Here is a 21822-nt window from a genome sequence, read left to right on the forward strand (position 1 = left end):
CGTGCATGGGTTCTGCGAAGCAAATATAGGAAGCTAGTAAGTAACATGCCCTGAGTGTTCGTTAGTGAACCCAAGCGCACCGACAGGCCCGAAGCAAAAGCGGAAAGCATCGAATGCTCTGGCCGAATATTCGTGACCTGCCGGTGCATGTCCTGCCGCCACTGGTGACAACTTGCCAGCCGCAGCCAGTATTACGGACAGCAGAACGGAATGCCATCTTGCCAAACAGCATGTTATTAAGATCGCATTCCGTACTGGTTTGCCGCGCAAACCAGTACGGGCAAACTCGTCGAGAAACAGCGTTGAGTAACTATATTTGGCCGGTAAGCGCCCTGCTACCTGCGCCGCTTACCGGCCGGGTGCTATACCTCCGTCTGCTCAGCTATTTCAAGCGCATCGTCAACCTCAATGCCAAGGTAACGAACCGTGCTCTCCAGTTTCGTGTGCCCCAGAAGAAGTTGGACAGCTCGAAGGTTCCTTGTCCGCCGGTAGATCAAAGTTGCCTTCGTCCGACGCATGGTGCGGGTGCCATAAGCTGATGCATCCAAACAAATTGATTCTACCCAGCGAACCACAATGCGCGCGTACTGCCGGGTGGATAAATGCGGTGACTTGGCGACCCTGCTCGGGAAAAGATACTGGCTAGAAGCGAGATGCGCTTTGTCGATCCAAGCCGCGACTGACTGCCGAGTCTGCTCGGTGATCTCGAACTGCACTGGCCGGTGCGTCTTGTGCTGCATGACCATGGCGCGCGGCAGGACCGCGTTGCCTTGCGCGACATCCAAAACGCGAAGGCTTACCAAGTCACAGCCACGCAGCTTGCTATCAATGGCGAGATTGAACAGCGCCAGGTCACGAGCCATTCCGGCGAGTTGCAGCCTTATTCGGATCGCCCAGATCTCTTTGAGTTTCAATGGCGCTTTTTGGCCAACGAGCCTGCCTTTGTTCCAAGGAACCGACGTCTTGGGAGTCTGAGGATGAGAGTTCATGAGAGTCTCCTTCAATGAACGGACTCTCATTGTGGTTAGGCAAACGGGCACTCAACGACCCGTTGCTGCCATCCGGTGGCGTTCTTTATTTGTCCGGTACGCACGCAAAAGCAGACGGCGAAGTTATCTCGGCCGCTTTCCGACTCAGTTATGGACTAACCGGCTCGCGCGGCGGGAGTTGTTGCTTGGGCGCCGGTCGTTGGAACAAAAGCAAAGCGTTTCTGTTTTCCATGATGGGAAAGGGAGCCGTCTGCCTCCTTTTTTGACAAGAACGCAGTCAGGCACTCGGTGGCGCTTTCGAGCGGCTACGGCCCCCTACTCGGAGAGGGCAGCCCACAGTAGCATCAGTCCCGCCCCGAATCCGACCGGTACGGCAAACCGCTCAAGCAGCGTTCCCCGTTCCCTGGCAATGACTTCAACTGGGATATCGGACCGGGCAATGACCCTGTTGATCATCGACCCTTCGATAAACCGGACCAATGCATTTTTTCGTGCCGTTCCCATGACGATTCGGTCGCAGTGCAATGTCTCGGCACAAGCCACGATGGATTCGATGACATCCCCTTTGCTGATGTGCACCGAGTGCGGTAGGCTCGCCCCGCCAAGCAAGGCAACTGCCGCTGCGAGAGCCTTGCCGGCGCATTCCGCCTGGTATGCATGAACATCCTGGTGCCGTGCATAACGCGTTACGTCATTGGGCAAGCGCGGCTGCACGTTAACCAAATGCACATGCATCGGCTCGGTATGCTGCTTACTCTCCTGAATGACGTATTTCACGCCTTCCAGCGCACAACTGGAACCATCAACAGGAATCAGGATTTTCAACATGTCGATCTCCTTTAGACCTATGAAACTCCAGGCGTTTTTCCGAGTGGTTATCGTTGCGGGATGACTTTGCAGGATGGCCGGTTTTCAACCACGTCCTCCCGATCAGCCCGCTGATCAAGACTCCGCAAATCAGCAGTGCGTAAAACACCCAGACGATGAAATTGTTTTGCCCAATGGCGTCCTTGACCACGGGCTCGTGAGTGATCATTTTGGCGGCAGTCCAGACCAGGACCGTGGCGCCGACATAAATAATGATGGGATAACGGTCTGCCCACTTGAGGATGAGCGTGCTGCCGAGAACCATGATGGGAACGCTGATCAAGAGTCCGACCGTCACCAGTAAAAATTCCCCCTGCGCCGCTCCCGCCACGCCCAGCATGTTATCTATACCCATCACCGCATCGGCGATGACGATGGTGCGGATAGCCGTCCATGGTCCGACGTTCGCCGACGACGCATGCGCCGCAGTTTTTGTCGACGGATTCGGAGCGAGCAACCTGTGAGCGATCCAGATTAAAAGCATGCCCCCTGCCAGCAACAATCCTGGAATACGGAGTAGCCAGACGATAGCCAGGGTCATGCCGATGCGCACTACCACCGCGGCCGCCGTACCGGCAATGATCGTTACACGCTGCAGATGCCGCGGCAAGTTGCGGGCGGCCAGAGCGATGACAATGGCATTGTCGCCGGCCAGCACCAGATCAATGATGATAATAGCGAGAAGCGCAGAAAAGAATTCCGCCGAGAGTATGTCCATGAAAGAAAGCCTCCAGCGACATGTTTGGCCCGACATCGGCTCGATCAATTGAGCGGATGGATCTTCGGCCATGTTTTGAGCAAAAAACCTTTACCAGGGCCGGTAAAGGTCTCGCCGCAACGTCGTCGTTGTCTGCAGGCCGGGGAGGATTCCCGTATTGACGGCTTGTGCAGTAAGGCTACTCCCCTTTTTAGGGACACTACTGAAAATTTAAATTAGGCCGAAATGGCAGGGATGTCAACAACCGAATGCGGCATGTCCGAGATTACCGCATTGGCAACTTCCTGAACCGATTGTTAAGTGGACGCTTCTTGAAAGCGGGACCGGCAACTCTGGACAGTAAAGCAGACCGGTACTGCTGACCAGTCGACTGGCCGCTTGTGGCCGACACCTACCTATCGTGACTAGCAGCTCACGGCCTTAAACTATCCTTTCTTTTATATCGTAGACAGGCACCTTAGGGCTGCATGGCAGCCCTAAGGGCTGGGAAACCTCGTTTAAAACGAAATGTAGAGTTGGCTACTTGCAAAAAACGTTTTTCAAGACCTCCACCGTCAAAGGCCTGCCGCTTCCAAAATGCTTGTAGCTTTACTATCAAGCGCCTCAGCGATGCGGATCAAGTTTAAAATTGAAAGGTTATTCTCCCCCCTTTCAATTTTCCCCATGTTGCTCCGCTCAACTCCCGAGATTGCTGCGAGAGCTTCCTGAGACATCCCGATTTCTTTTCTTTTTTGCCGAATTGCCAATCCCAGCCGGGTTAGCTTTTTATCAGCATCGACCTTTGATGAGAGCCTTGGCATAACGACATAGTCGCGCTATGATGCTTTTAATGCCACGTGATCGAATACCCATTTTTCTTCCTTGCTTCTTCGGCATGCTTCAGATGCCGAATTACGTTTCTCTTACTCAATTAGCTTCGAAGCGCTATCGAGTTTTCCTTAACCTTCCCTAAAGAAATAATTAGTGGTGCCGCCAATGTGTCCAGCGTACTGAATTCTTTCTATTATTGAATAATCACACAGATATTCAGCGACCTTAAAATTGGACTAAATTTAGGTTACCTTTCGATTTTTCAAAATTTAATTTGCTAAAAGCGAAAACTTGAATTTGCAGCAGTGCAGGAGAAATTTAATGAACAACGCAATTGACTATTTCTTACGTACAGAAAATACCGTACGTATGCTTTTGGCTGAAAATGAAACCTGTAAAACCAAAGTTAGACTAATACAAGAAAATATAATGGTTAACAGTGCCTTATCTGAATCGCTGGTTTCATCTAAATCATTTATTGATTGGTGGGTGAAAAACAAAAATGAGAAGGACGTTACTTTCGAGGCACACAAAAGATATTCACTAGAGGCATTTGCCAGTAGCCTGCTAGCGGGTACTGTACTGCAAATCGCGGCTCGAGCGATTGAGCTTTACTCGGAAAACACCACGGTTCCAAATGAGTGGGGAAAAATAGTCAGAAGGAGTTTTCCTATACCTAAATTTTTCATTGGCAGAACTGTACACACAGTGCCTGTCGGGTTAGTAATTTACTCTGGTCGGGACCAGTATCTTAAGACCTATTCCGGTCGAGTCATTGAGGCAATAAATCAGGAGGTGTTTGCCCGGCTTGCCAACTTCAGCAGACGACTAGAATTCCAAAATTTCGTCGAACGAAGTTCGGGCTTTTATAGCATGCATGCAGAATACCTAGCCTCAAATGTTTTAGACATCCTTTGCTGGAATAGTTACGATCAATATATTGAAGATATGCAGCAGGCTTTACTTTAATCATACTTTCCCGTTTATACGACCGGTTCACATCGAGAAACCATAGCAAGTAATCCTCAGCAAATTTGCCAAACATTAAAGGCGCTGTATGTCCAAATATTTGCCGCAAAACACCACCTTGCAGACGCTCGAAGGACGCAAGGCGCGGATGATGGCAAAAGCCATGCGCGATATTTTTTCGGGCACCGAATGGTTGACCTCTGAACAGGCAGCTGCTAGGGGCATGGCTGTAGCCAGTACTCGCGTCATGCTAAAGGCGGGCTGCGCTCGAATAAATCGTTGGAAGGCCGAAAAGAAAATATTTGCAGTTCAGCGAGAGGGCACAGATTGGTACCCACGCTATCAATTCGATGATGACTTTACGCCCGTTCCAATAATTAAAGAGGTCGTTCATAAGTTTAGCGCCTCCTCCCCGATTGAAATCGCTGCGTGGATGGAATCCCCAAACAACTATCTGGACGGAAAACGTCCGAGAGAAATGTTGCGCAGCCAAAAATCTGCAGTCCTCAACGCGCTAGTGATGCACTTTGATGACGCCGCTCCAACGGCAACTGATATTGGATCTTAGTTCGCTACCAATCCGCCGCGCCTGCATATGGTTCTACCCCTTAGATGGCTCCGGGCCATGATGCTGTCTATTTGTCTCTCGTCTTCACGCCAAACATCATTCGAGCATGAACTTGGTAAGTGTTTTGGATGAATGCACCTGCCAAGTTGTAAAACGGTACTAAGCAAGACATGTTGCTTAAGCTAACGGGTGTTCGCACATGGACGCCCCAGTTTGATCAAGCGCTCAATTTATGAAAAAACGATGGTAAAGATTGCGGTTGTACACTCGCACTTTAGCCGCTGTCCCTGATGAAATATACTGGTTAGGCCTCAACGGGATAACGCAATTTCCATGCTCCGAACTCTGTTGACTGAGAGTCGATAATCTTAATGTAATCGACTAGACAGAGTTGGAACATCCCACAGATGAGATGCGACCCATTGCTGACTATCAGCCAAATCTTATATTCTTAACCAAAACTGGACAGCGACGTAGTGGCATAAGCATTATAACTAATTGCCGAAGAGAAAACCTGGCCAAAGAAGAAAAACACGCGATTAATATCACGTCATGGATGGCAAATTCTCTTAATAAGATACAGCATGCGAAACTGAGGAGAATTGAGGAAAAAACCAATAAAGAAAATGAGAGAGGATAAAAAATAGAGAATAAAAAATAAATTTATTTATTCGACCAAGTTACATTTTTAAATATTTAAGCTAATATACAAGCTAACTGTACTTGTTATTTAGAATTAGATTCGGCCTGAATCGCGGAATCTTCGCATTGCCTGGCCTTTCTTAGAGCTTTAGCTAAGACCGGCATATGACTTGCAGTTTTATTTGCACTGTGTGGCATACATTTTTTCAGGACATAACACACTACTGTGCCAAATAGCAATTACAAGTTTGAATGTAACTGCGGCTTAGCTGAATATTTTCAGTGAAAAAACGACAGTAATAACTGGCCAAACGCTTTAGTTTTTCATTCTTCATCAAATTGGCCAGCGGCGAACCATGTGCCCCGAGCTTAAGGCGCAGGAACCACTGGCGTGTAATGTGAGTTGCTAAGCTTAGTTGCACTGGACTGCAGAGGAGCTAGACATTGTGAAACGAAGCCGAGATGCGCTCATTAGGACTGCGCCGGCCAAGACGGGTAGCGCTCGATGCTGCTCAGGTACAACGGTCCCGGGACGACGGCCCAACCCAGGAACGCACTTCATTAGGCATGCTGCCAATGCGTTTATACTTGTCCGCCCGGTCGATGATACGGCACGATTTTGCCTCAGCCGGCCCACTGTGCAGGCAATGGACAACGCGCCGTTGCCCCCATGCGAACCGCCGAGGGTAGCTCGTAGTTGCAAGGCTCGATACTCTCAAATCCGGTCATTCGCGGGCCTAATGTCTCAGAATGGCATCAGGGTTTACCTTAATATCAAGAGTCAGATAGAACGGCGCGAAAGACGCCCGCATTTTTGCACAAGCACGCGGAATCCCGGGTACTGGGTGCATCCGCAGCTGGAGCGGCAGGATCAGTCTGTCGTCGCTTGCAGGTGGACAGCTTGAAGTACGGCAACCGTCCGCGCTCCGCGTCCTCGAGCGGACCTCATGACGATTCCAACCACCGCCCGACAGGCCCTAACTCACGTGTGCCTTCCCTTTCCAACTCAAGCCGAAACGCCGGCAACGTGGACGCGACGGTCTCTGTTCACCTGAAGGATGGAAGGATTATCAAGGGCGAGGCGCCGACCTTCCTGGACCACCTCACCCGAGACGACCTGCGGCCGGTGCGCGAGCCTGGCGTGCACAAGAATCAGAAGCACATACCCGCCTATTTCTGGATGTCCCAGCTTCGCGAACTGGTGTGGTACGAAAGCCGGCTCGAAATGATGTGCCTGAAGCAGCTCGACTTCGGGATTCCGCTCATCGGCGTGCTGCCGCAGCCTTTCATCCTCCACTACACGTCCGATGGCAAGCGCTACTGGCACACGCCGGATTTCTTGGTCTGGTGCACTGACGGAAGCCGCTTGCTCGTCAACGTCAAGCCCACTCGCCACTTGGCTGCGCCGCATAACCAGCGGGCCTTTCGCGCGTGCTTGGACTTGGCCCAATACCTCAACTGGAGCTACTCGACACAAAGCGAGCCGCCCCCTACGCTGCGCGCGAATATCAATTGGCTGGCGGGTTACAGACGTCATCCCCCGGGGTTCGAGTTGTACGCCACGACGCTCGTGGAACGAGCGTCCTATAGCCCGACGATCGCGCAGCTTCTCACGGAAGCTGGACCGGCTCCCTTTGTCCTGCCGGTCTTCTTCTATCTGCTGTGGAAAAGACAAATCGAATTCGACCACGACGTCCTACTGACGTCGGCATCGAAGGTGTGGTTAACGTAGGCGCCTTGAAAGGGTTCTCCGTGCGCAAGTCTCAATTGTGCGTCCAAGTCGGAAGCAAGATCCGGTACGACGGCGAGGTGCACGTCGTCACTGGTTTTGCCGGTGCCGTCATGGAAATGCGAGATCCGCGCGGCCGGCTGAATCGGCGAGCCACGGTTGAAGTCCTTACTTCCGAGTCGTTTGGACTTCTCGAAAGAATCGAGGGCCGCGACACCAACGGCCCGACTTTTATTGACAACGTTCCCGCTGCGACGCTCAACGCCGCCCAAGTCCTTGCTGCGCACGTCATGGAAGCCATCACAGGCTACAAGTCGGGCACGCGGGCTGATGCAAAAATCGACGAACCCCTTCCCGGATTTGACCCGGAAACGACCACGTTGACTGAGAGAATCCGGGCCAAAGCCGCTGAACTCAACATGGCGTTCAGAACGCTGTGGGCGAAGAAGTCCCGCTATGAGCAATACGGTCTATATGGCCTAATCGATCGACGCGTCACTCGCTTAGCGACCTCCATGGTGGACGAGCGCGTCAAAGAAGCGATTCGCACAGTCATCGACTCGCTGGAGAACGCCTCCAACCCGACGAAGATGAAGATCAGGCGCCTCGTCGAAAAGGAGCTGAAAACCGCTTATCCGAACGAGATCATCCAACTTCCATCTAACACGTCTTTCAACCGCCTGCTCGATTCGATGCCCAAAGGCAGTGAGCTATTCGGACCTGCCAAGCGGCGCCGCAGCATCGCCAACCGCCCGGATACCCCGTACAGTCACTTTGCGGCGACGCGACCCGGCGAAATGTTGGCCATTGACTCGACGCCATTCGACGCCTTCGCGATGGATCCCTACTCGTACGAGTGGGTTCAAATCCAGTTGACCATCGCGCTCGATATCTTTACGCGCTCGGTGGTAGCTTGGCGATTCACGCCCGTGAGCACCAAAGGCGTGGATGCCGCGTTACTGCTCTACGACACCGTTAGGCCCAAAGCCATGCAACAGGACTGGCCCGATAGCATCGCATGGTCCTACTGTGGCGTGCCAGAAAGCATTGTTGTCGAGGTTGGCGGAGACGGCAAGGAGGAATCCAGTCCACGGCTCGCTGCCGTACCCTTCCTGCATCCCGAATCGGTTATTGTTGACCGAGGACGGGTATTTCTTTCTGAGGCATTCTCGCGGGCATGCAACGACTTGGGCATCAACTTGTTTGTTGCGCGGCCTTACACACCCACCGACAAGGCCCACGTCGAACGCGTTTTCAGAACCATCAGAGAACGATTCGTCGAAAACCTGGCTGGCTACAAAGGACCGGACGTTTACTCCCGTGGTCTAGATGTGGAAAAAGAAGCGTACTGGTTCATCGATGAGATCGAGTCGGAATTTGCACTGTGGGTGGCAACATTTTGGCAGCCCCGACACCACGACGGTTTGTCGCTGCCCCATGTTCCCGATCTGAATATCAGCCCCAACAACATGTACGAGGAAGGCATTGCACGGGCGGGTTTCGTTTATGTCATCCCGGATCAACGGCTTTTCTATGATTTGCTTCCGACCAAATGGGTATCAATTCAACACTATGGCGTCGAGTTGAGAAGACTTCGCTACGACGGCGACATTCTGAACGACTTTCGAGGTGAAAAGTCACCTTACCTCGGGGAACATGCTGGCAAGTGGCCGATCCGGTATGACCCTCGCGATCGGTCCACCGCCTTCTTTTACGATCCTCTGCTTGACAAGTGGCACGAGCTCAAATGGACGGGGCACTCTGGTCTATTGCGCCCTTTCAACGAAAAGACCATCAGCTACGCCAAGGCCCATATCTTAAAAAACGGCGGCAATCCGAGCAATCACGCCGAATTGGAAAAGGCCCTGAACGAACTGTTGAACCGCATTGAAGATCGACAGATGGAGGGCGGCAGGGAGCGGCGAATCGCTGCCGTCAACAACATGAATGCCGCCGCTGCGGCGCGGGACCGTCCGCGTGGAAACGAGGCGTATGAACCTGATGCTGAGTCCTCCCTCGTGGGAATAGACGCGCCGGTGGCTACCCAGCGTTCCACCAAGCCGGCCAAGGCGGGCGTTTTCCAAGTCGATGAAGACGCGCTCGAAGCGTTCCCCACTGTCGATGAAGTCGACGAAGACGCAGACGACGATCTCGACATCTGACGCGGGGGCATGTGCGACGGTTGATCCCGTCGGAACTCTTAAAAACACGTTGTTGGAAGGAGGCACCATTTTATGAGCAACCAGCCTGACAGGGTGTCGAATGATCCATTCGGCTCGATCGATCTGAGCGAAATATCGCCGCTTCCGCCACCACCTCTCGTTCGATTCGAAGGATGGCGAACGTTTGTAGAGGCGACGCCCCCTGTGCGACCACTGATGCCATCATTGGCCGTCTTCCACGCCATGACAAAGAAAGAAAAAGGGAAATTCGCGACGGACCGCAAGCGGTATCACGGCAAGTTCGGTCCCATCGAGACGCCTGCACTGTCCCGCATTCATGAGGAAGCGCTCCGTTTGGCTGCTCTGAATTACGTGTCGGCGCCGGGCGCGAGGCCAGGAATCGTTCTCGATGGCGAAGGGACGCTGGGCAAGTCAACCATTTCTGTTGAATTGGGCAAGAAATACGAAAAGTCCCTTCGTAAGAAACTGATGCGACCAATCGATGCAAAACTTGGTAGCGATTTCATTCCTGTCGTGTACGTCACTCTTCCCGGCGAACTTACCATCCGAGCTTTCAACAGGTTGATCGCGCAGTTCTTGGGGATTCCCGGTGCCGCCAACGGCGATGTCGAGTGGTTGAACGAGCGCATCATTAAAACGGCGGATGAATGTGGTGTCTCCCTCGTGATCATCGACGACATCCATTTTCTCAAGATGAAAAATCGCAGCGCGGAATCCGTCAATAATCACTTCAAGTATTTGGCCAGCTCCATCAGCGCAACTTTCATCTACGCCGGAATTCATGTCGAAGACACGGGATTGTTTTCAGAAAGTTCCTCCAAAGATCGGGAAAAATTTTCGCAGACGAGGCACCGTTTCAAGAAATACACCATTTCTCCCTTTCAGAAAGGCAGTGAAGACTTCTTGAACCTGTTGCTGGCATTCGAGAAAAACCTCTTGCTGCTCTTGCAGCCCGAAAAAAGCATCTTGACGCTGGCCGATTACATCCATGACCGAACAGATGGGTACATTGGGGCCATTAGCAATTTGATGCGAGAAGGGGCGAATTCGGCCATTCAGGCAGGAGACGAGCGTCTTAGCGAGAAGGTCCTAAACCGTATTCGTCTCGACCACGCCGCCGAACAGCACCGCAGGATTGTTCGGCCGGCGCGCCCCGCGTCCGGAACTTCTCAAGCTGTGAAAACGGGTAGAGCCACCTCAAAAAACGGGGACCCGTTAGGACCCGGCACTCTCATTGCAGATCCTGCCAGTGCAACATCGGATACTGCAGCGACTCAAGGACAATAAACGATCATGTCGCAGCAACCCACCTATGTCCCGTTGCGGGGCGCACCGCGTTCACTCGTCACCTTCCTCGAACCACATTCCGGGGAGTCGTTTTCGAGCTATGTAGAGCGGTTGGCAGCCAAGCATGATGTCGCGCTTGCGGTCATTCTCAGTTGCCTGGGGTTAGTGAGCCCCAGCAGCAAACGTCCCCCGGCCGGTTATGGGGTAGTGCTCGACGAAAAACACCTGCAGTTGTTCTGCACGGTCTCGCGGCTCCCGGCGGACACGGTTCGGACCCTGCTGCTGTCGGCGTACGACGGCATCGCGCTCGACTTGGCGGGCGCCACGTCCGCTGAACCCGACAGGCTTCGGAAGGCCGCGGTCGCGCAGTGGGCCTACTTCTCAGGCTCTCACTACTGCCCCAGCTGCCTAAAAGAGTCACAAGGTGCTTGGCAGTTGTCGTGGAAGCTCCCTTGGTCGTACTGTTGTCCGCAACACCAGTGTCTTCTGAATAAGTTTTGCCCCTACTGCAATCAACGGGCCGCTCGCGGTCGACGCGACGGGTGGTCGTCTCCAGTATTCCACGCACGCGTTCCGCTTCCAGGTTACTGCGGCAATCCTCTGCCCCATGGTCAGGCCGCACGTGGAAAAGACGGTGCGCCTTGTGGGGGCTTTTTGGGTGACGCGCCGGCGACCAGTGTGGCGAACTTCCCTGGGCTGTTAGCGGTGCAGGAACGCATCTACCAAATGCTTCGGCCCGACGACACGCCAAGCCGGAAAGTCGCCGCAGCCTCGTTCTTTAAAGAGATGAGGTCTCTCTCTGCGCTCCTCCTATACAGCGCCGACGTGGACGACTTTGGATCGCTGCCCGAGCCAAGTTGGATTGCTCTGCAACGTCACGTCGATGCACGAAAGCAGGCTCAAGCCGAGCGCAAGTCCATGGCGGATGGGCGCACCGGACCACGTCCCCGTTCCTACATAGGAACACCAGAAGATCCGGCCCTCATGTCGGCTATTGTTCCACTTGCGTTGACGATTGCCGATTCGCTAGACGACGAGCTTCATTGTCGTCTTCAGCCGCTGGCGGACCGACTGCAGGAAAGAAGCCCTGGGTACCGGTGGGCTGCGCTCGAGTATTTTCAATTCAGTGATCGCTTGCGCATCGCGTTCACACAGTGCTTTGAGGCGCGAAGCACTTTTAACCGAAGGGCCGGGCAGCGTTCTTTAAAGGCGGCCTCGGCTTCGCAGCCCTACGCCTTTCGATCGTGCAACGTCCCACAACTTATTCCTTTTGATCTTTTTGAGCAGTCGTTCGCTCCGCTGTTTCCTAGCCTCTTGGAAAATCACGCCCGTTCCTTCTGCTCAATGGCATTGGTCAAACTTCTCGGACACACTTGGGCGGAGGCCGCGAGAGAGCTCGACCTGCCCCAATCCATGCATCGGTTCTCGAACCGCGCGGTGATACTGCTGAATCAGCAAGGCTTTTACGACCAGTTCGCAACGGAGCTACACCGGTGGGCCGTCCAACTTTCTGAGCAATCCAAAAAAATTGACTATGCCGCTGCGCGCCGCGTCTTCGAAAATTTCCAAGATATTCCTATGAACGATTGGAAAAGCGTATGTAGGGCCGCAGAACTGCGCGTCGGCAATCGAGGCGGCAGAAGCCGGTACGCCGCAGCATGGCTTTGGGCCGAAATTACCGGCGGTGACTGGCGGCTTGCTCCTGCACTGCAGTCGAAAGCGTATGGAGAACAGCAACGAGACGTATACCGGGCGATGGAAAAAACGGTGCTTCCACTTTTAGCGCCACATTTGCGGCAATTGGGAAAGCGTCTCCTCCTGGAGAGCGGGCTGGAATGCTAAACAGGGGCAAGACCATTCGCTTAACGGTAGTGAACGGTAATAACGTCCGCAGTCTTGGGCGCATTCCTTGATCAGCTTCTTAAAAAAATAATCAGAAAAACTGACCTACACTTATTAGTCCGTGCTGAAAAATTGGTTTGACCGAGGCGCCATGCAGGCGGGGGCGCGAAATCGCGCGTGCGGAATTTGCAAGGTTCGGCCGGTGTCATATGCGTTTTCCTGCAAATTTTGATGAGGCCAGAATGGACCCGCGTCATCATTCCGGAGAGCCAGCATCGTCACTGCGGCAAGATTTCCCCTTGCTGGAACATCTCAACCTGCACCATCCGCTTATCGTGCTGGCCAGGCTGATCGACTGTAACGCCATCGATCAGGTTGCCTATGAAGCCATGGGATCCAGGCATCGTCGCCCGCCCTTACGGCCGAGGCTGGTCGCAGGTCTGCTGTATCTGCAGCACACCTTTGATCTGTCCGATGAAGAAGTCGTGTGGGGGTGGGTGGAAAATCCTTATTGGCAGGTCTTCACCGGCGAAACCTATTTGCAAACTGAGCCGCCCATTGATCCCTCCAGCCTGTCACGTTGGCGTAAGCGGCTGGGAGAAGCCGGTGTGGAGGAACTGCTGGCGCAAAGCATTGAAGCAGCCAAGCGCGCCAGCGTGATCAAGCCAGCCAGCATCAAGCGCGTGATCGTCGATACGACCGTTATGGCCAAGGCAATTGCGCCACCGACCGATTCAGCACTGCTGGAGAAGAGTCGCGTCTTGCTCGTCAAAGCGGCCCGGCAATACGGCCTGTCGCTGCGCCAGAATTACAATCGGCTGGCGCCGTGTTTGGTACGCCAAGTGGCGCAGTACGCCCATGCCCGCCAGTTCAAGCGCATGCGCCGCGCCTTGCGGGCGTTGCGCTCACGCGTGGGGCGCGTGCAGCGTGACATCGAACGGCAATTGCAGCGTGTGCCACCTGAAGCCCAGGAACGGCTGGATGAACTGCTGGGCCGCACTCGCCGTATCCTGCGGCAACGGCCCAAGGACAAGAACAAGTTGTACGCGTTGCATGCACCGGAAGTTGAGTGCATTAGCAAAGGTAAGGCACGAGTGCGCTACGAGTTTGGCGTCAAAGTGTCGATCGTGACCACCTTGAAAGAGGGGCTGGTGGTTGGGGCACGTTCAATGCCGGGCAATCCGTACGATGGACACACGCTGCACGAAGCGTTAGAGCAGGCAGCGATCCTCTCGGACGTCGAGCCGGAAATGGTGTTCGTCGATCGTGGCTACAAAGGGGTAGAGGTTGACCATGTACAGATCTGGCGTTCGGGGCAGAAACGCGGTGTGACACGTGGGCTTAAAGCCATGATTCGTCGTCGTAGTGCGATCGAACCGACCATCGGGCATATGAAAAGCGATGGCAAGTTGGATCGCAACTGGCTCAAAGGCGCCCTTGGTGATGCCCTGAATGCCGTCTTGTGTGGCGCAGGACATAACCTGCGCCTGATCATCAATAAGCTCAAAGGTACTTGCCGCACCAACCCAATATATTGAACGCTAGAATTCTTCAGGGTCGACTTATTAGTTTCTCAAATAGTTTTCCAAACTTTTGGGGCGCCTCTGGCAGAAAAATTTGGCTGTCGCCATAAGTGTCGGTATAAGGCATGTCTGCACCGTAGGCGAAAACATATTGTCAGCGCCGGTTCGAACGTTGCTGCGGGCAGCCAAACCATCGTACTGCGCGGTCACGGAAGGCAAGCTGACGCAGCTTCGAGTCGGTAAATTCTTCAGTGTCGAGTTGCCAGTATCCACTACACAAGATAGGTGCGGTATCCCGTCGTCTGCCGCTGTGCATGATGGCGATCAGCTTACCTGTTTCTGCGTACCACCGATGGCTTTGAAGCCAAGTCGGTCAAAGTGATCGCAAGCGCTGGGCAGCGGGTGCGCGTCCAGAGCCCGTTCAAAACTGCAGATCAGATTGCCGTTTCCAGCGTCGTCGCGCTCTAGGTGCTTAGCTCGACGAAAAGGAGCGCAAGTAATGCTGGCCCGCCTTATCCAGGTTTCGTTGGCGCAGCGACTGTTTGTGTTGATAATCACCTTAATCGTGACAGGCGCAGGATGGTATGCCCACCATGGCTTGCCAATCGATGCGTTTCTGAATGTCTCCAGCACGCAGGTCAAGATCACCATGAAGGCGCCCGGCATGATGCCGGGAGAAGGTGCTGCACATTATTATCTGCGCAGCGATAACGTCCGCCATCAACGCGAAGCCATTTTTAAAGCCTTTGGTCGAGCACTGCGCATGAGCGCCAAGCGTGACACGCGGTCGGCTAAACCACTGCACCGACCATCCTCATGACTATCTGAGGAAATTGCGAGATTAACCGGTCCAAAATACTGCATTGTGTAAAATTGAGCACAAAAAAAGCCTTGGAAACCAAGGCTGTTCATTGCAAACTTTAACTGCATCCTACACTGGTGACGGTTTGCCTTCGACTGGGCGTGAGGGCGATAACGAACCGCGGCGAAGAAAAATACTCAGCCATGTCTCTCATGGCTGAGCTCCATCCTGATGCCCTCCTGGCGGCCCCCGGCACTCCCTGAAAGAACGTGTCGGACGCGCGTTCCCGCCTTCGTGCCGGCTACCTGTGCAGGCTAGCGCAACAGACAGTTGGCGCGCAGGTCCCGGGCAGGCGCAGCTCACTGCACCGCGTAACGGGAGACCGCGTCCTCATTCCAGGCGATGCCCAGTCCGTCGCCCCTCGCGCAGACGGTGCCGTTGCTTACCTGATAAGGCGGCTGCAGCACCGCTCCGGCAAAATCGAGGTATTCCAGCCAGTCGCAGGTGGGCGTCACCGGCAGCGTATGGGCGCTGGCTTCGACGAAGATATGGCTTGAAAGCGGCAGGGATGCGGCATCCGCCTGCGCGGCGGCTGCCATCCAGCCGGTGATGCCGCCGATCTTCATCATGTCCACCATCACGAAGTCGGAGGCGCCGGCGCTGATGGCGCGTTGCATGTCACGCGGGAACCACCAGTTTTCGCCGGTCTGGATCGGTACGCTGGTCGATGCCTTCACCCTGGCATGCCCCTGCAAATCCTGCGCCGACACCGGCTCTTCAATCCAGTAGGGATCGAACTCGGCAAGTCTTGCGATGCGATGGCAGGCTTCCATCGGACCCAGGCTCTGGTTGAAGTCGAGCATAAGGGCAATGTCGGTTCCGATCATCTGCCGCACCGCGCCGACCGATGCGATGTCCTGCGCCAGCGTCTCGGCGCCCACCTTGATCTTGATGCCCCGGAAGCCCTGGTCCAGGGAGCGCCGTATCTGGGCGGCGTCGGCCACCGGGTCGACGAATCCGTAGCTGTCATAGGCCCGTATCGGCCTGGGCTCGCCGCCCAGCAGCGCAACGACCGGCTTGCCAGCCGCCTTGCCCAGGATGTCCCAGAAAGCCATGTCCAGGCCGGACAGCACCATGCCAAGCAGCCCCTGCGTTCCCAGCAGCCGGAATTGCAGATCGAGTTCCTTCATTCTTTCGAAGGGCACGACCGCTTTGCCCTTGAGCAGTTCGCCCAGGTTTTCAGTCAGCTTCACCAGCGGAACCAGCGTGAGCGGAGTGTAGCCGAACAGATAGGCGCTTCCCGTGATGCCCTGCTCGGTGTGCACGTCCAGCAGCACCAGCGGTGCAGCGGGTATCGTGCCCATGGCGGTGCGCACCGGGCGGCCGATCGGCGCGACCACGGCACGCGCCACGATATTGCGGATGATGAGCGGCGCATCGTGCATTGTTGTGTCTCCTTCGTTTTTGAAGAGACACCATTAAGGCAGCGATCGGCATGCAATGCAACAGGCGCCTGGCAGGTCAGGCGCCTCGTCATCGATGATGGCCTAGTCGACCTTCGCGCCGGAGTCCTTGACGACCTTGCCCCACTTCACGCCATCGTTTTTGATCAGGCTGCCGAACGCTTCCGGCGTGCCGCCCAGGATGTCGCCGCCCTCGGCACGTATCTTTTCGCGTACGTCGGGCATCTGCAGCACACGGTTGACTTCGCTGTTGAGGCGCGCGATGACGTTGGCCGGCGTTCCGGCGGGCGCGGCCAGGCCAAACCAGGTATTGGCATCGAAGCCCTTGTAGCCGAGGTCATTGATCGAAGGCACATCGGGGAGGCTCACCGAACGCTTGGCCGAGGTTACCGCCAGCGCACGCATCTTTCCGCTCTTGATATGCGAAATGGCGGTCGGCACGGACGCCATGAAAACGTCGATGGTGCCGCCCATCAGGTCCGTGATTGCCTGCGATGATCCCTTGTAGGGAATGTGCTGCAGCTTGATGCCGGCTGCGCGCTGGAACAGTTCGCCGGTCAGGTGCGCCACGGTGCCGTTGCCAGGCGTGGCGAACGTCACATCGCCCGGCTTTGCCTTCGAAGCGGCGACCACGTCCGCCAGCGTCTTGAATTTGGAGCTGGCTGCCACCACCAGCACCAGCGGCGCATCGGCAACAGTGGTGATGGGCGCCAGGTCCTTGACCGGGTCATAGGGCAGCTTGGCGTACAGCGTGGGATTGACCGCGAGGTTGCTGGTCTGGCCCATCACGATGGTATAGCCGTCAGCCGGCGCCTTGGCCGCCGCGTCCACACCGATGTTGCCGCCGGCGCCGGGCCGGTTGTCCACGACGATCGTCCACTTCAATGTTTCCGTCAGCTTGTTGGCGACGACGCGTGACATCGTGTCGGTGCCGCCGCCCGGGGGGAACGGCACGACAAGGCGGATCGGCCTGGAGGGATAACTGTCCTGCGCCGACGCCGTGACGCCGTGCAAGGCCATGGTGGTCAGCGCGATGCCGGCAATCATGCGGCTCAATGGGTACATGGTGTTCTCCTCGTAATGTGATTTTTATGCCGGCAGCGCTTTCCGGAAGGCGCCGGGTGTGACATGGAAGGCAGGTGCCTGACCGCGTTGCAGGGCATGACCTGGTGCTGCAGGCGGCACCGCATGCAAGCGCGACTCACGCAGGAAAGAGGGAAAAGGCAAGCTCGACAGCCCTACGCGTTCATGAAAATGGCGCCCTCTAAATTTCCTGGCGATGCCCGTTGCCGCCATGCGGCTCCTGGCTAGCAAGTATTGCAGCTAAACTTTTTCAGTCCAATTGATAATTTTTGAAGATTCATAAATACGGCTTTATCCATGCCGTCCTACCGATCTGCCGGCACTGCAAAAGCCGTATCTATGAATCGCCGCCAAGTATCAATTGGACGTCGCCCCGGTCTGCTTCGATACTCCCCCACGCAAGAACTGCAGGATGCCCGTATCCCGGTTGGCGATATGGAAAATCCGCGCTATCCATTCATTAGGAGACAGGTCATGAACCGACGTACATTGATTGTTCGCTGCGCTGCGCTGATTGGCGCATGCGCCCTCGCCGCTTCTTCGGCGCATGCCGCCTATCCGGAGCGGCCCATTACCTTCGTTGTGCCCTATGCGCCTGGCGGCGCGGCTGACACGCTGGCGCGGGTTCTGGCTCAGCGCATGAGCGCCAGGCTGGGCACGCCCGTGATCGTCGACAACCGCGCCGGCGCCAGCGGCACCATAGGCGCCAGCTATGTCGCCCGGGCGGCGGCCGACGGCTATACCGTGCTGTACGACGCCACGCCCTATTCGATCAACCCGCATCTGTTTGCACGCATGCCCTATGCCGCCGGCGCCTTGAAGCCGCTGTCGCTGGTGGCGCTGACGCCCAACGTGCTGATCGTCAAGTCCGATGCGCCGTTCAAGGATGTGAAGGACCTGATTGCAAAGGCCAAGGCCGCGCCAGGCAAGATCAATTTCGCCTCTGGCGGCAGCGGCACGGTGCAACGTCTGGCGGCCGAGCTGTTCCGGCAAAAGCTCGACCTCGACATGGTCCACGTGCCCTACAAGAGCGGCGGCCCGGCCATCATGGATGTGATGGGAGGCCAGGTCGACTTCATGTTCGGCACGGTTGCGGCGACCTACCCGATGGTTTCCTCAGGCAAGCTGCGCGCGCTGGCGGTGTCGTCGCCCGAGCGGTCCAAGCGCCTGCCCGACGTTCCCACCGTGGCCGAAACGGTGGTGCCGGGCTATGAGGCTTACGAGTGGAATGGCATGCTGCTGCCCGCCGCCACGCCGGAACCCGTAGTGGCCAAACTGCATGCCGCCCTGTCCGACGCGCTCAAGGAAGACGAGGTGAAACAGCGCTTCAATGAACTGGGCGCGCAGCCGATAGGCTCCACGCCTGAAGCGTTTGCCGACTTCCTGAAGAAGGAAGACGCCAAGTGGGCTGAAGTGATTCGCAAGGGTAATATCAAGCTCGATTGACAGGCAGCGGGCCATGCGGCGCCTCTGCTCACATCATCCTTCCGCGGCCGCAGCAGATGCGAGCAGTTCGATCAGGCGCCGACTGGCCGGCGAAAGATAACCGCCTTCGCGATAGGTGACGACCATGCGCCGCTGCATCACGGTTTCCTTCACGTCGACTTCCTTGAGCGCGAAGCTGGGCTGGCCTGGCAGCAAATGGCGGCGGGAGATGAAGCTCAGCAAGCCGGTCTCGGCAATCAGCGTGGGCAGCATCAGCAGGGTGTTGGACTCGACCTGCACCCGCGGACGCGGCAGATGATGCCGCTCGAATGTCTGGTCCAGCCAATCCCGGGTCGGCGCCCCCGCTGACTGCAGCACCCAGCGATAGGCGCCCAGGTCCTTGATGGTCGGGGTGCGTTGAAAGACGTCATGGCCGGCATTGGCGACCACGACGATCGGGTCTTCCGCAAGAAATTCCGACGTGAAGCCCGGCTCGGCCATCCCTTCGGTTCCTATCGTCATATCCACTTCACCCGAATGCAGCAGCGACCTGAGCACGTCGATCAGGCCGACCACGGTATGCAGGTTGACCTCGGGCGCTTCCCGGATCAGCTGGCGCATGGCCGATGGCAGCAGAAACTGCGCCGCGGTCGGCACGATCCCGACCCGCACCGTGCCGACCAGGCCATGCGCGAGATGATTGATCTCCTGCTGCGCATCATGCACGTCCAGCCGCGTGCGCCGCGCCCACTTCAGCAGCACCTGGCCCGCTTCGGTCAGGCGTATGCCACGTCCCGACTTCTCGAACAGCCGCACACCGCAGTCCTGCTCCAGCCGCCGGATCGAACTGGTCAGCGCCGGTTGCGTGCGGTGCAGGCGCTCCGAAGCCCGTCCCATATGCTCGAGTTCGGCGATGACTTCGAAATAATGCAGATCACGCAAGTCCATTGCAAAAGTCCAGATTATGAATCCCAAAAAACAATCGATTGGACTATAGGCCTTCAGCCATCAATACTCAAGCCCGAGAACCATGAGCCGCGCCCAAGGATGCCTGGCCGGCGGCTCTCGCAGCGGACGCTTTTCAGCACGGGCAAGCGCAGGCGCACTTGGTGGCGCATCTGCATCTGCCTGCTGGGCGCGCCCTGTATGACTGCTGCGTTCTTCCCTCTTCGACTGCACATCGCCGGCGCCGCCGGCATAACAAAGGAGACTTTCATGAGTCAAGCTGCCGTATTACCCGACGTCATTCGCGAGATCGAGCGCGTCGCCCCGGAGATCGTCGCAGCCGCGGCCGCGTATCCCTCGTCCATCCTGGCCGACGTGGCGGGACGCCGTGGCGGCCTCTCCGGCCGCATCGCACCGCTGGCGCCAACGATGAAATTCGCCGGCCCGGCCATCACTGTCGAAGTGCGGCCCGGCGACAACCTGATGATCCATGCCGCGATGGCCATTGCCAAGCCCGGCGACGTGATCCTGGTCGACGGCAAGGGCGATCTCAACAGCGCGCTGATCGGTGAAATCATGTCGCAGCAATGCGTGGCGCTGGGCGTGGCGGCAGTGGTGATCGACGGCGCCGTGCGCGATGCCGAAGCGATCCGCGAACTGGGCTTCCCGATGTATGCGGCCGGCACGAATCCAAGCGGCCCGACCAAATTCGTGCCGGGCCGCCTGAACCATCCGATTTCCATCGGCGGCGTGACCGTCAATCCGGGCGACCTCGTGGTGGGCGACGGCGATGGCGTCACCGTCATCGAGCGCGACAAGGCAGCCGCCATGCTGCCGCTGGCCGCCGAGAAGGTGGCAATGGAAACCAAACGCATTGCCGACATCAAGAGCCGCAAGGCGCTGCGCCCGGCCTGGCTCGATGGCGCGCTGCTGGCGGCCGGCGTGATCAAGGAAGGCGAAACCCTGTGAGCCAGAACAAGCCCGTCGTCCTGGTCACGGGGGCAGACCTCGCCGAGCCGGCGCTGCAGCTGCTGCGGGACTATGAGATCGTCTTTGCCGGCAAGACGCCGAGCGAGGATGACATCGTCGCGCTGTGCGCGCAGCATGATCCGGTGGCCATCATCGTCCGCTACAGCAAGGTCGGCGAACGCGCAATGGCGGCCGCGCCTTCGCTGAAGGTGATCTCGAAACATGGCAGCGGCACCGACACGATCGACAAGGTGGCGGCCCGCGCGCGCGGCATCGAAGTGGTTGCCGCCGCCGGCGCCAACGCTGCCGCGGTTGCCGAGCAGGCGCTGGCATTGATGCTGGCATGCGCCAAATCCGTCACCGTGCTCGATGCGCGCATGCATGCCGGCCACTGGGACAAGTCGACCCACAAGAGCCTGGAACTGGAGGGACGCACCGTTGGCCTGATAGGCCTGGGCGCGATCGGACAGCGCTTCGCGAAGATGGCCGATGCAGTCGGCATGCGTGTGATCGGCTTCGATCCTTACGCAAAGGAAGTGCCGGGCTGCGTCAGCCTTGCGGACCTGGAGACGATCTGGCGCGAGTCCGACGTCATTTCGCTGCATTGCCCGCTGACCGAGGACAACCGCAACCTGATCAATGCCGCCACGCTGGCAGCGTGCAAGCGAGGCGTGATCATCATCAATACCGCGCGCGGCGGATTGATCGACGAAGCCGACCTGCTTGCCGCGCTGAAGTCGGGCCAGGTTGCCAGCGCCGGCCTGGACAGCTTCCAGGTCGAACCCATGGCGGCCGGGCATCCGTTCCTGGGCGTTGCCAACCTGGTGCTGAGCCCGCACATCGGCGGCGTGACCGGCGATGCGTATGTGAAGATGGGCGTGGGCGCGGCGCGCAATGCGCTGGCGGTGCTTGCCCGCTAGGAGCTGCCGAGCCGGTCATACCGACATGCGCCTCATGGCGGTCGGGCTGACCGGCTTGGACATGCCCACAGCCGAAGGCCATACTTCG

The 21822-nt window shown here is 56.8% G+C and carries 17 protein-coding genes and 1 pseudogene; 11 read left to right on the forward strand and 7 right to left on the reverse strand.

What is annotated here, in order from left to right:
* Nucleotides 1-362: 362 nt before the first annotated feature.
* The 4 genes from ABC383_RS10550 to ABC383_RS10565 form a co-directional block, all read right to left on the reverse strand.
* Nucleotides 363-989: a tyrosine-type recombinase/integrase gene (locus ABC383_RS10550; protein WP_413013774.1), complete on the reverse strand. Its 627-nt coding sequence runs from the start codon at nt 987-989 to the stop codon at nt 363-365.
* Nucleotides 990-1304: 315 nt separating this feature from the next.
* Nucleotides 1305-1817, reverse strand: a complete 513-nt coding sequence (locus ABC383_RS10555) for a universal stress protein (RefSeq protein WP_413013776.1) — start codon at nt 1815-1817, stop codon at nt 1305-1307.
* Nucleotides 1792-2574: a TerC family protein gene (locus ABC383_RS10560; protein WP_413013778.1), complete on the reverse strand. Its 783-nt coding sequence runs from the start codon at nt 2572-2574 to the stop codon at nt 1792-1794. The genes ABC383_RS10555 and ABC383_RS10560 overlap by 26 nt, the downstream gene beginning before the upstream one ends.
* Nucleotides 2575-3128: 554 nt before the next feature.
* Entirely contained in the window at nt 3129-3374 is a 246-nt protein-coding gene (locus ABC383_RS10565; protein WP_413013780.1) for a helix-turn-helix domain-containing protein, read from the reverse strand.
* A gap of 331 nt (nt 3375-3705) precedes the next feature.
* On the opposite strand from ABC383_RS10565, the gene ABC383_RS10570 reads away from it, so the two are divergent.
* The 8 genes and pseudogenes from ABC383_RS10570 to ABC383_RS10605 form a co-directional block, all read left to right on the forward strand.
* Complete coding sequence (locus ABC383_RS10570) at nt 3706-4353, forward strand: hypothetical protein (protein ID WP_413013782.1); 648 nt, start codon at nt 3706-3708, stop codon at nt 4351-4353.
* Nucleotides 4354-4441: 88 nt separating this feature from the next.
* Nucleotides 4442-4921 (forward strand): hypothetical protein, encoded by a 480-nt coding sequence (locus tag ABC383_RS10575; protein ID WP_413013784.1) that lies wholly within the window; start codon nt 4442-4444, stop codon nt 4919-4921.
* Nucleotides 4922-6590: 1669 nt separating this feature from the next.
* On the forward strand, nt 6591-7295 hold the full coding sequence (locus ABC383_RS10580; protein WP_413013786.1) for a TnsA-like heteromeric transposase endonuclease subunit: 705 nt from the start codon (nt 6591-6593) through the stop codon (nt 7293-7295).
* 20 nt (nt 7296-7315) lie between these two features.
* Nucleotides 7316-9454 (forward strand): Mu transposase C-terminal domain-containing protein, encoded by a 2139-nt coding sequence (locus ABC383_RS10585; RefSeq protein WP_413013787.1) that lies wholly within the window; start codon nt 7316-7318, stop codon nt 9452-9454.
* Nucleotides 9455-9526: 72 nt separating this feature from the next.
* A complete protein-coding gene (locus ABC383_RS10590; protein WP_413013789.1) occupies nt 9527-10762 on the forward strand; it encodes a TniB family NTP-binding protein in 1236 nt (411 codons plus the stop codon).
* A gap of 6 nt (nt 10763-10768) precedes the next feature.
* Nucleotides 10769-12604, forward strand: coding sequence for a TniQ family protein (locus tag ABC383_RS10595; RefSeq protein WP_413013790.1), 1836 nt, complete (start codon nt 10769-10771; stop codon nt 12602-12604).
* Between the two features lie 242 nt (nt 12605-12846).
* Nucleotides 12847-14142, forward strand: coding sequence for an IS5 family transposase (locus ABC383_RS10600; protein WP_413013792.1), 1296 nt, complete (start codon nt 12847-12849; stop codon nt 14140-14142).
* A 484-nt stretch (nt 14143-14626) separates the two neighbouring features.
* Nucleotides 14627-14791: pseudogene (locus ABC383_RS10605) on the forward strand (efflux RND transporter permease subunit); the annotation flags it as partial.
* Nucleotides 14792-15288: 497 nt separating this feature from the next.
* Here the strand turns inward: ABC383_RS10605 and ABC383_RS10610 are convergent.
* Together ABC383_RS10610 and ABC383_RS10615 are read right to left on the reverse strand one after the other, a co-directional pair.
* Entirely contained in the window at nt 15289-16374 is a 1086-nt protein-coding gene (locus ABC383_RS10610) for an enolase C-terminal domain-like protein (RefSeq protein WP_413013794.1), read from the reverse strand.
* Nucleotides 16375-16476: 102 nt separating this feature from the next.
* Nucleotides 16477-17457 carry a Bug family tripartite tricarboxylate transporter substrate binding protein gene (locus ABC383_RS10615; protein ID WP_413013796.1) on the reverse strand — a complete coding sequence of 327 codons (981 nt, stop codon included), beginning with the start codon at nt 17455-17457 and terminating at the stop codon, nt 16477-16479.
* Nucleotides 17458-17949: 492 nt separating this feature from the next.
* On the opposite strand from ABC383_RS10615, the gene ABC383_RS10620 reads away from it, so the two are divergent.
* On the forward strand, nt 17950-18921 hold the full coding sequence (locus ABC383_RS10620) for a Bug family tripartite tricarboxylate transporter substrate binding protein (RefSeq protein WP_413013798.1): 972 nt from the start codon (nt 17950-17952) through the stop codon (nt 18919-18921).
* A gap of 33 nt (nt 18922-18954) precedes the next feature.
* Here ABC383_RS10620 and ABC383_RS10625 read toward each other — a convergent pair whose 3' ends face one another.
* A complete protein-coding gene (locus tag ABC383_RS10625; RefSeq protein ID WP_413013800.1) occupies nt 18955-19848 on the reverse strand; it encodes a LysR family transcriptional regulator in 894 nt (297 codons plus the stop codon).
* Nucleotides 19849-20115: 267 nt separating this feature from the next.
* On the opposite strand from ABC383_RS10625, the gene ABC383_RS10630 reads away from it, so the two are divergent.
* Both ABC383_RS10630 and ABC383_RS10635 read left to right on the forward strand, forming a co-directional pair.
* The gene (locus tag ABC383_RS10630; protein WP_413013802.1) at nt 20116-20814 is read left to right on the forward strand and encodes an RraA family protein; all 699 of its coding nucleotides are present in this window, start codon (nt 20116-20118) and stop codon (nt 20812-20814) included.
* Nucleotides 20811-21734 (forward strand): hydroxyacid dehydrogenase, encoded by a 924-nt coding sequence (locus tag ABC383_RS10635; protein ID WP_413013803.1) that lies wholly within the window; start codon nt 20811-20813, stop codon nt 21732-21734. Before ABC383_RS10630 ends, ABC383_RS10635 begins: the two co-directional genes overlap by 4 nt.
* The last annotated feature ends 88 nt before the right edge of the window (nt 21735-21822 follow it).

This window comes from Noviherbaspirillum phoenicis (assembly GCF_047237965.1).
Taxonomy (GTDB): Bacteria; Pseudomonadota; Gammaproteobacteria; order Burkholderiales; family Burkholderiaceae_D; genus Noviherbaspirillum_A.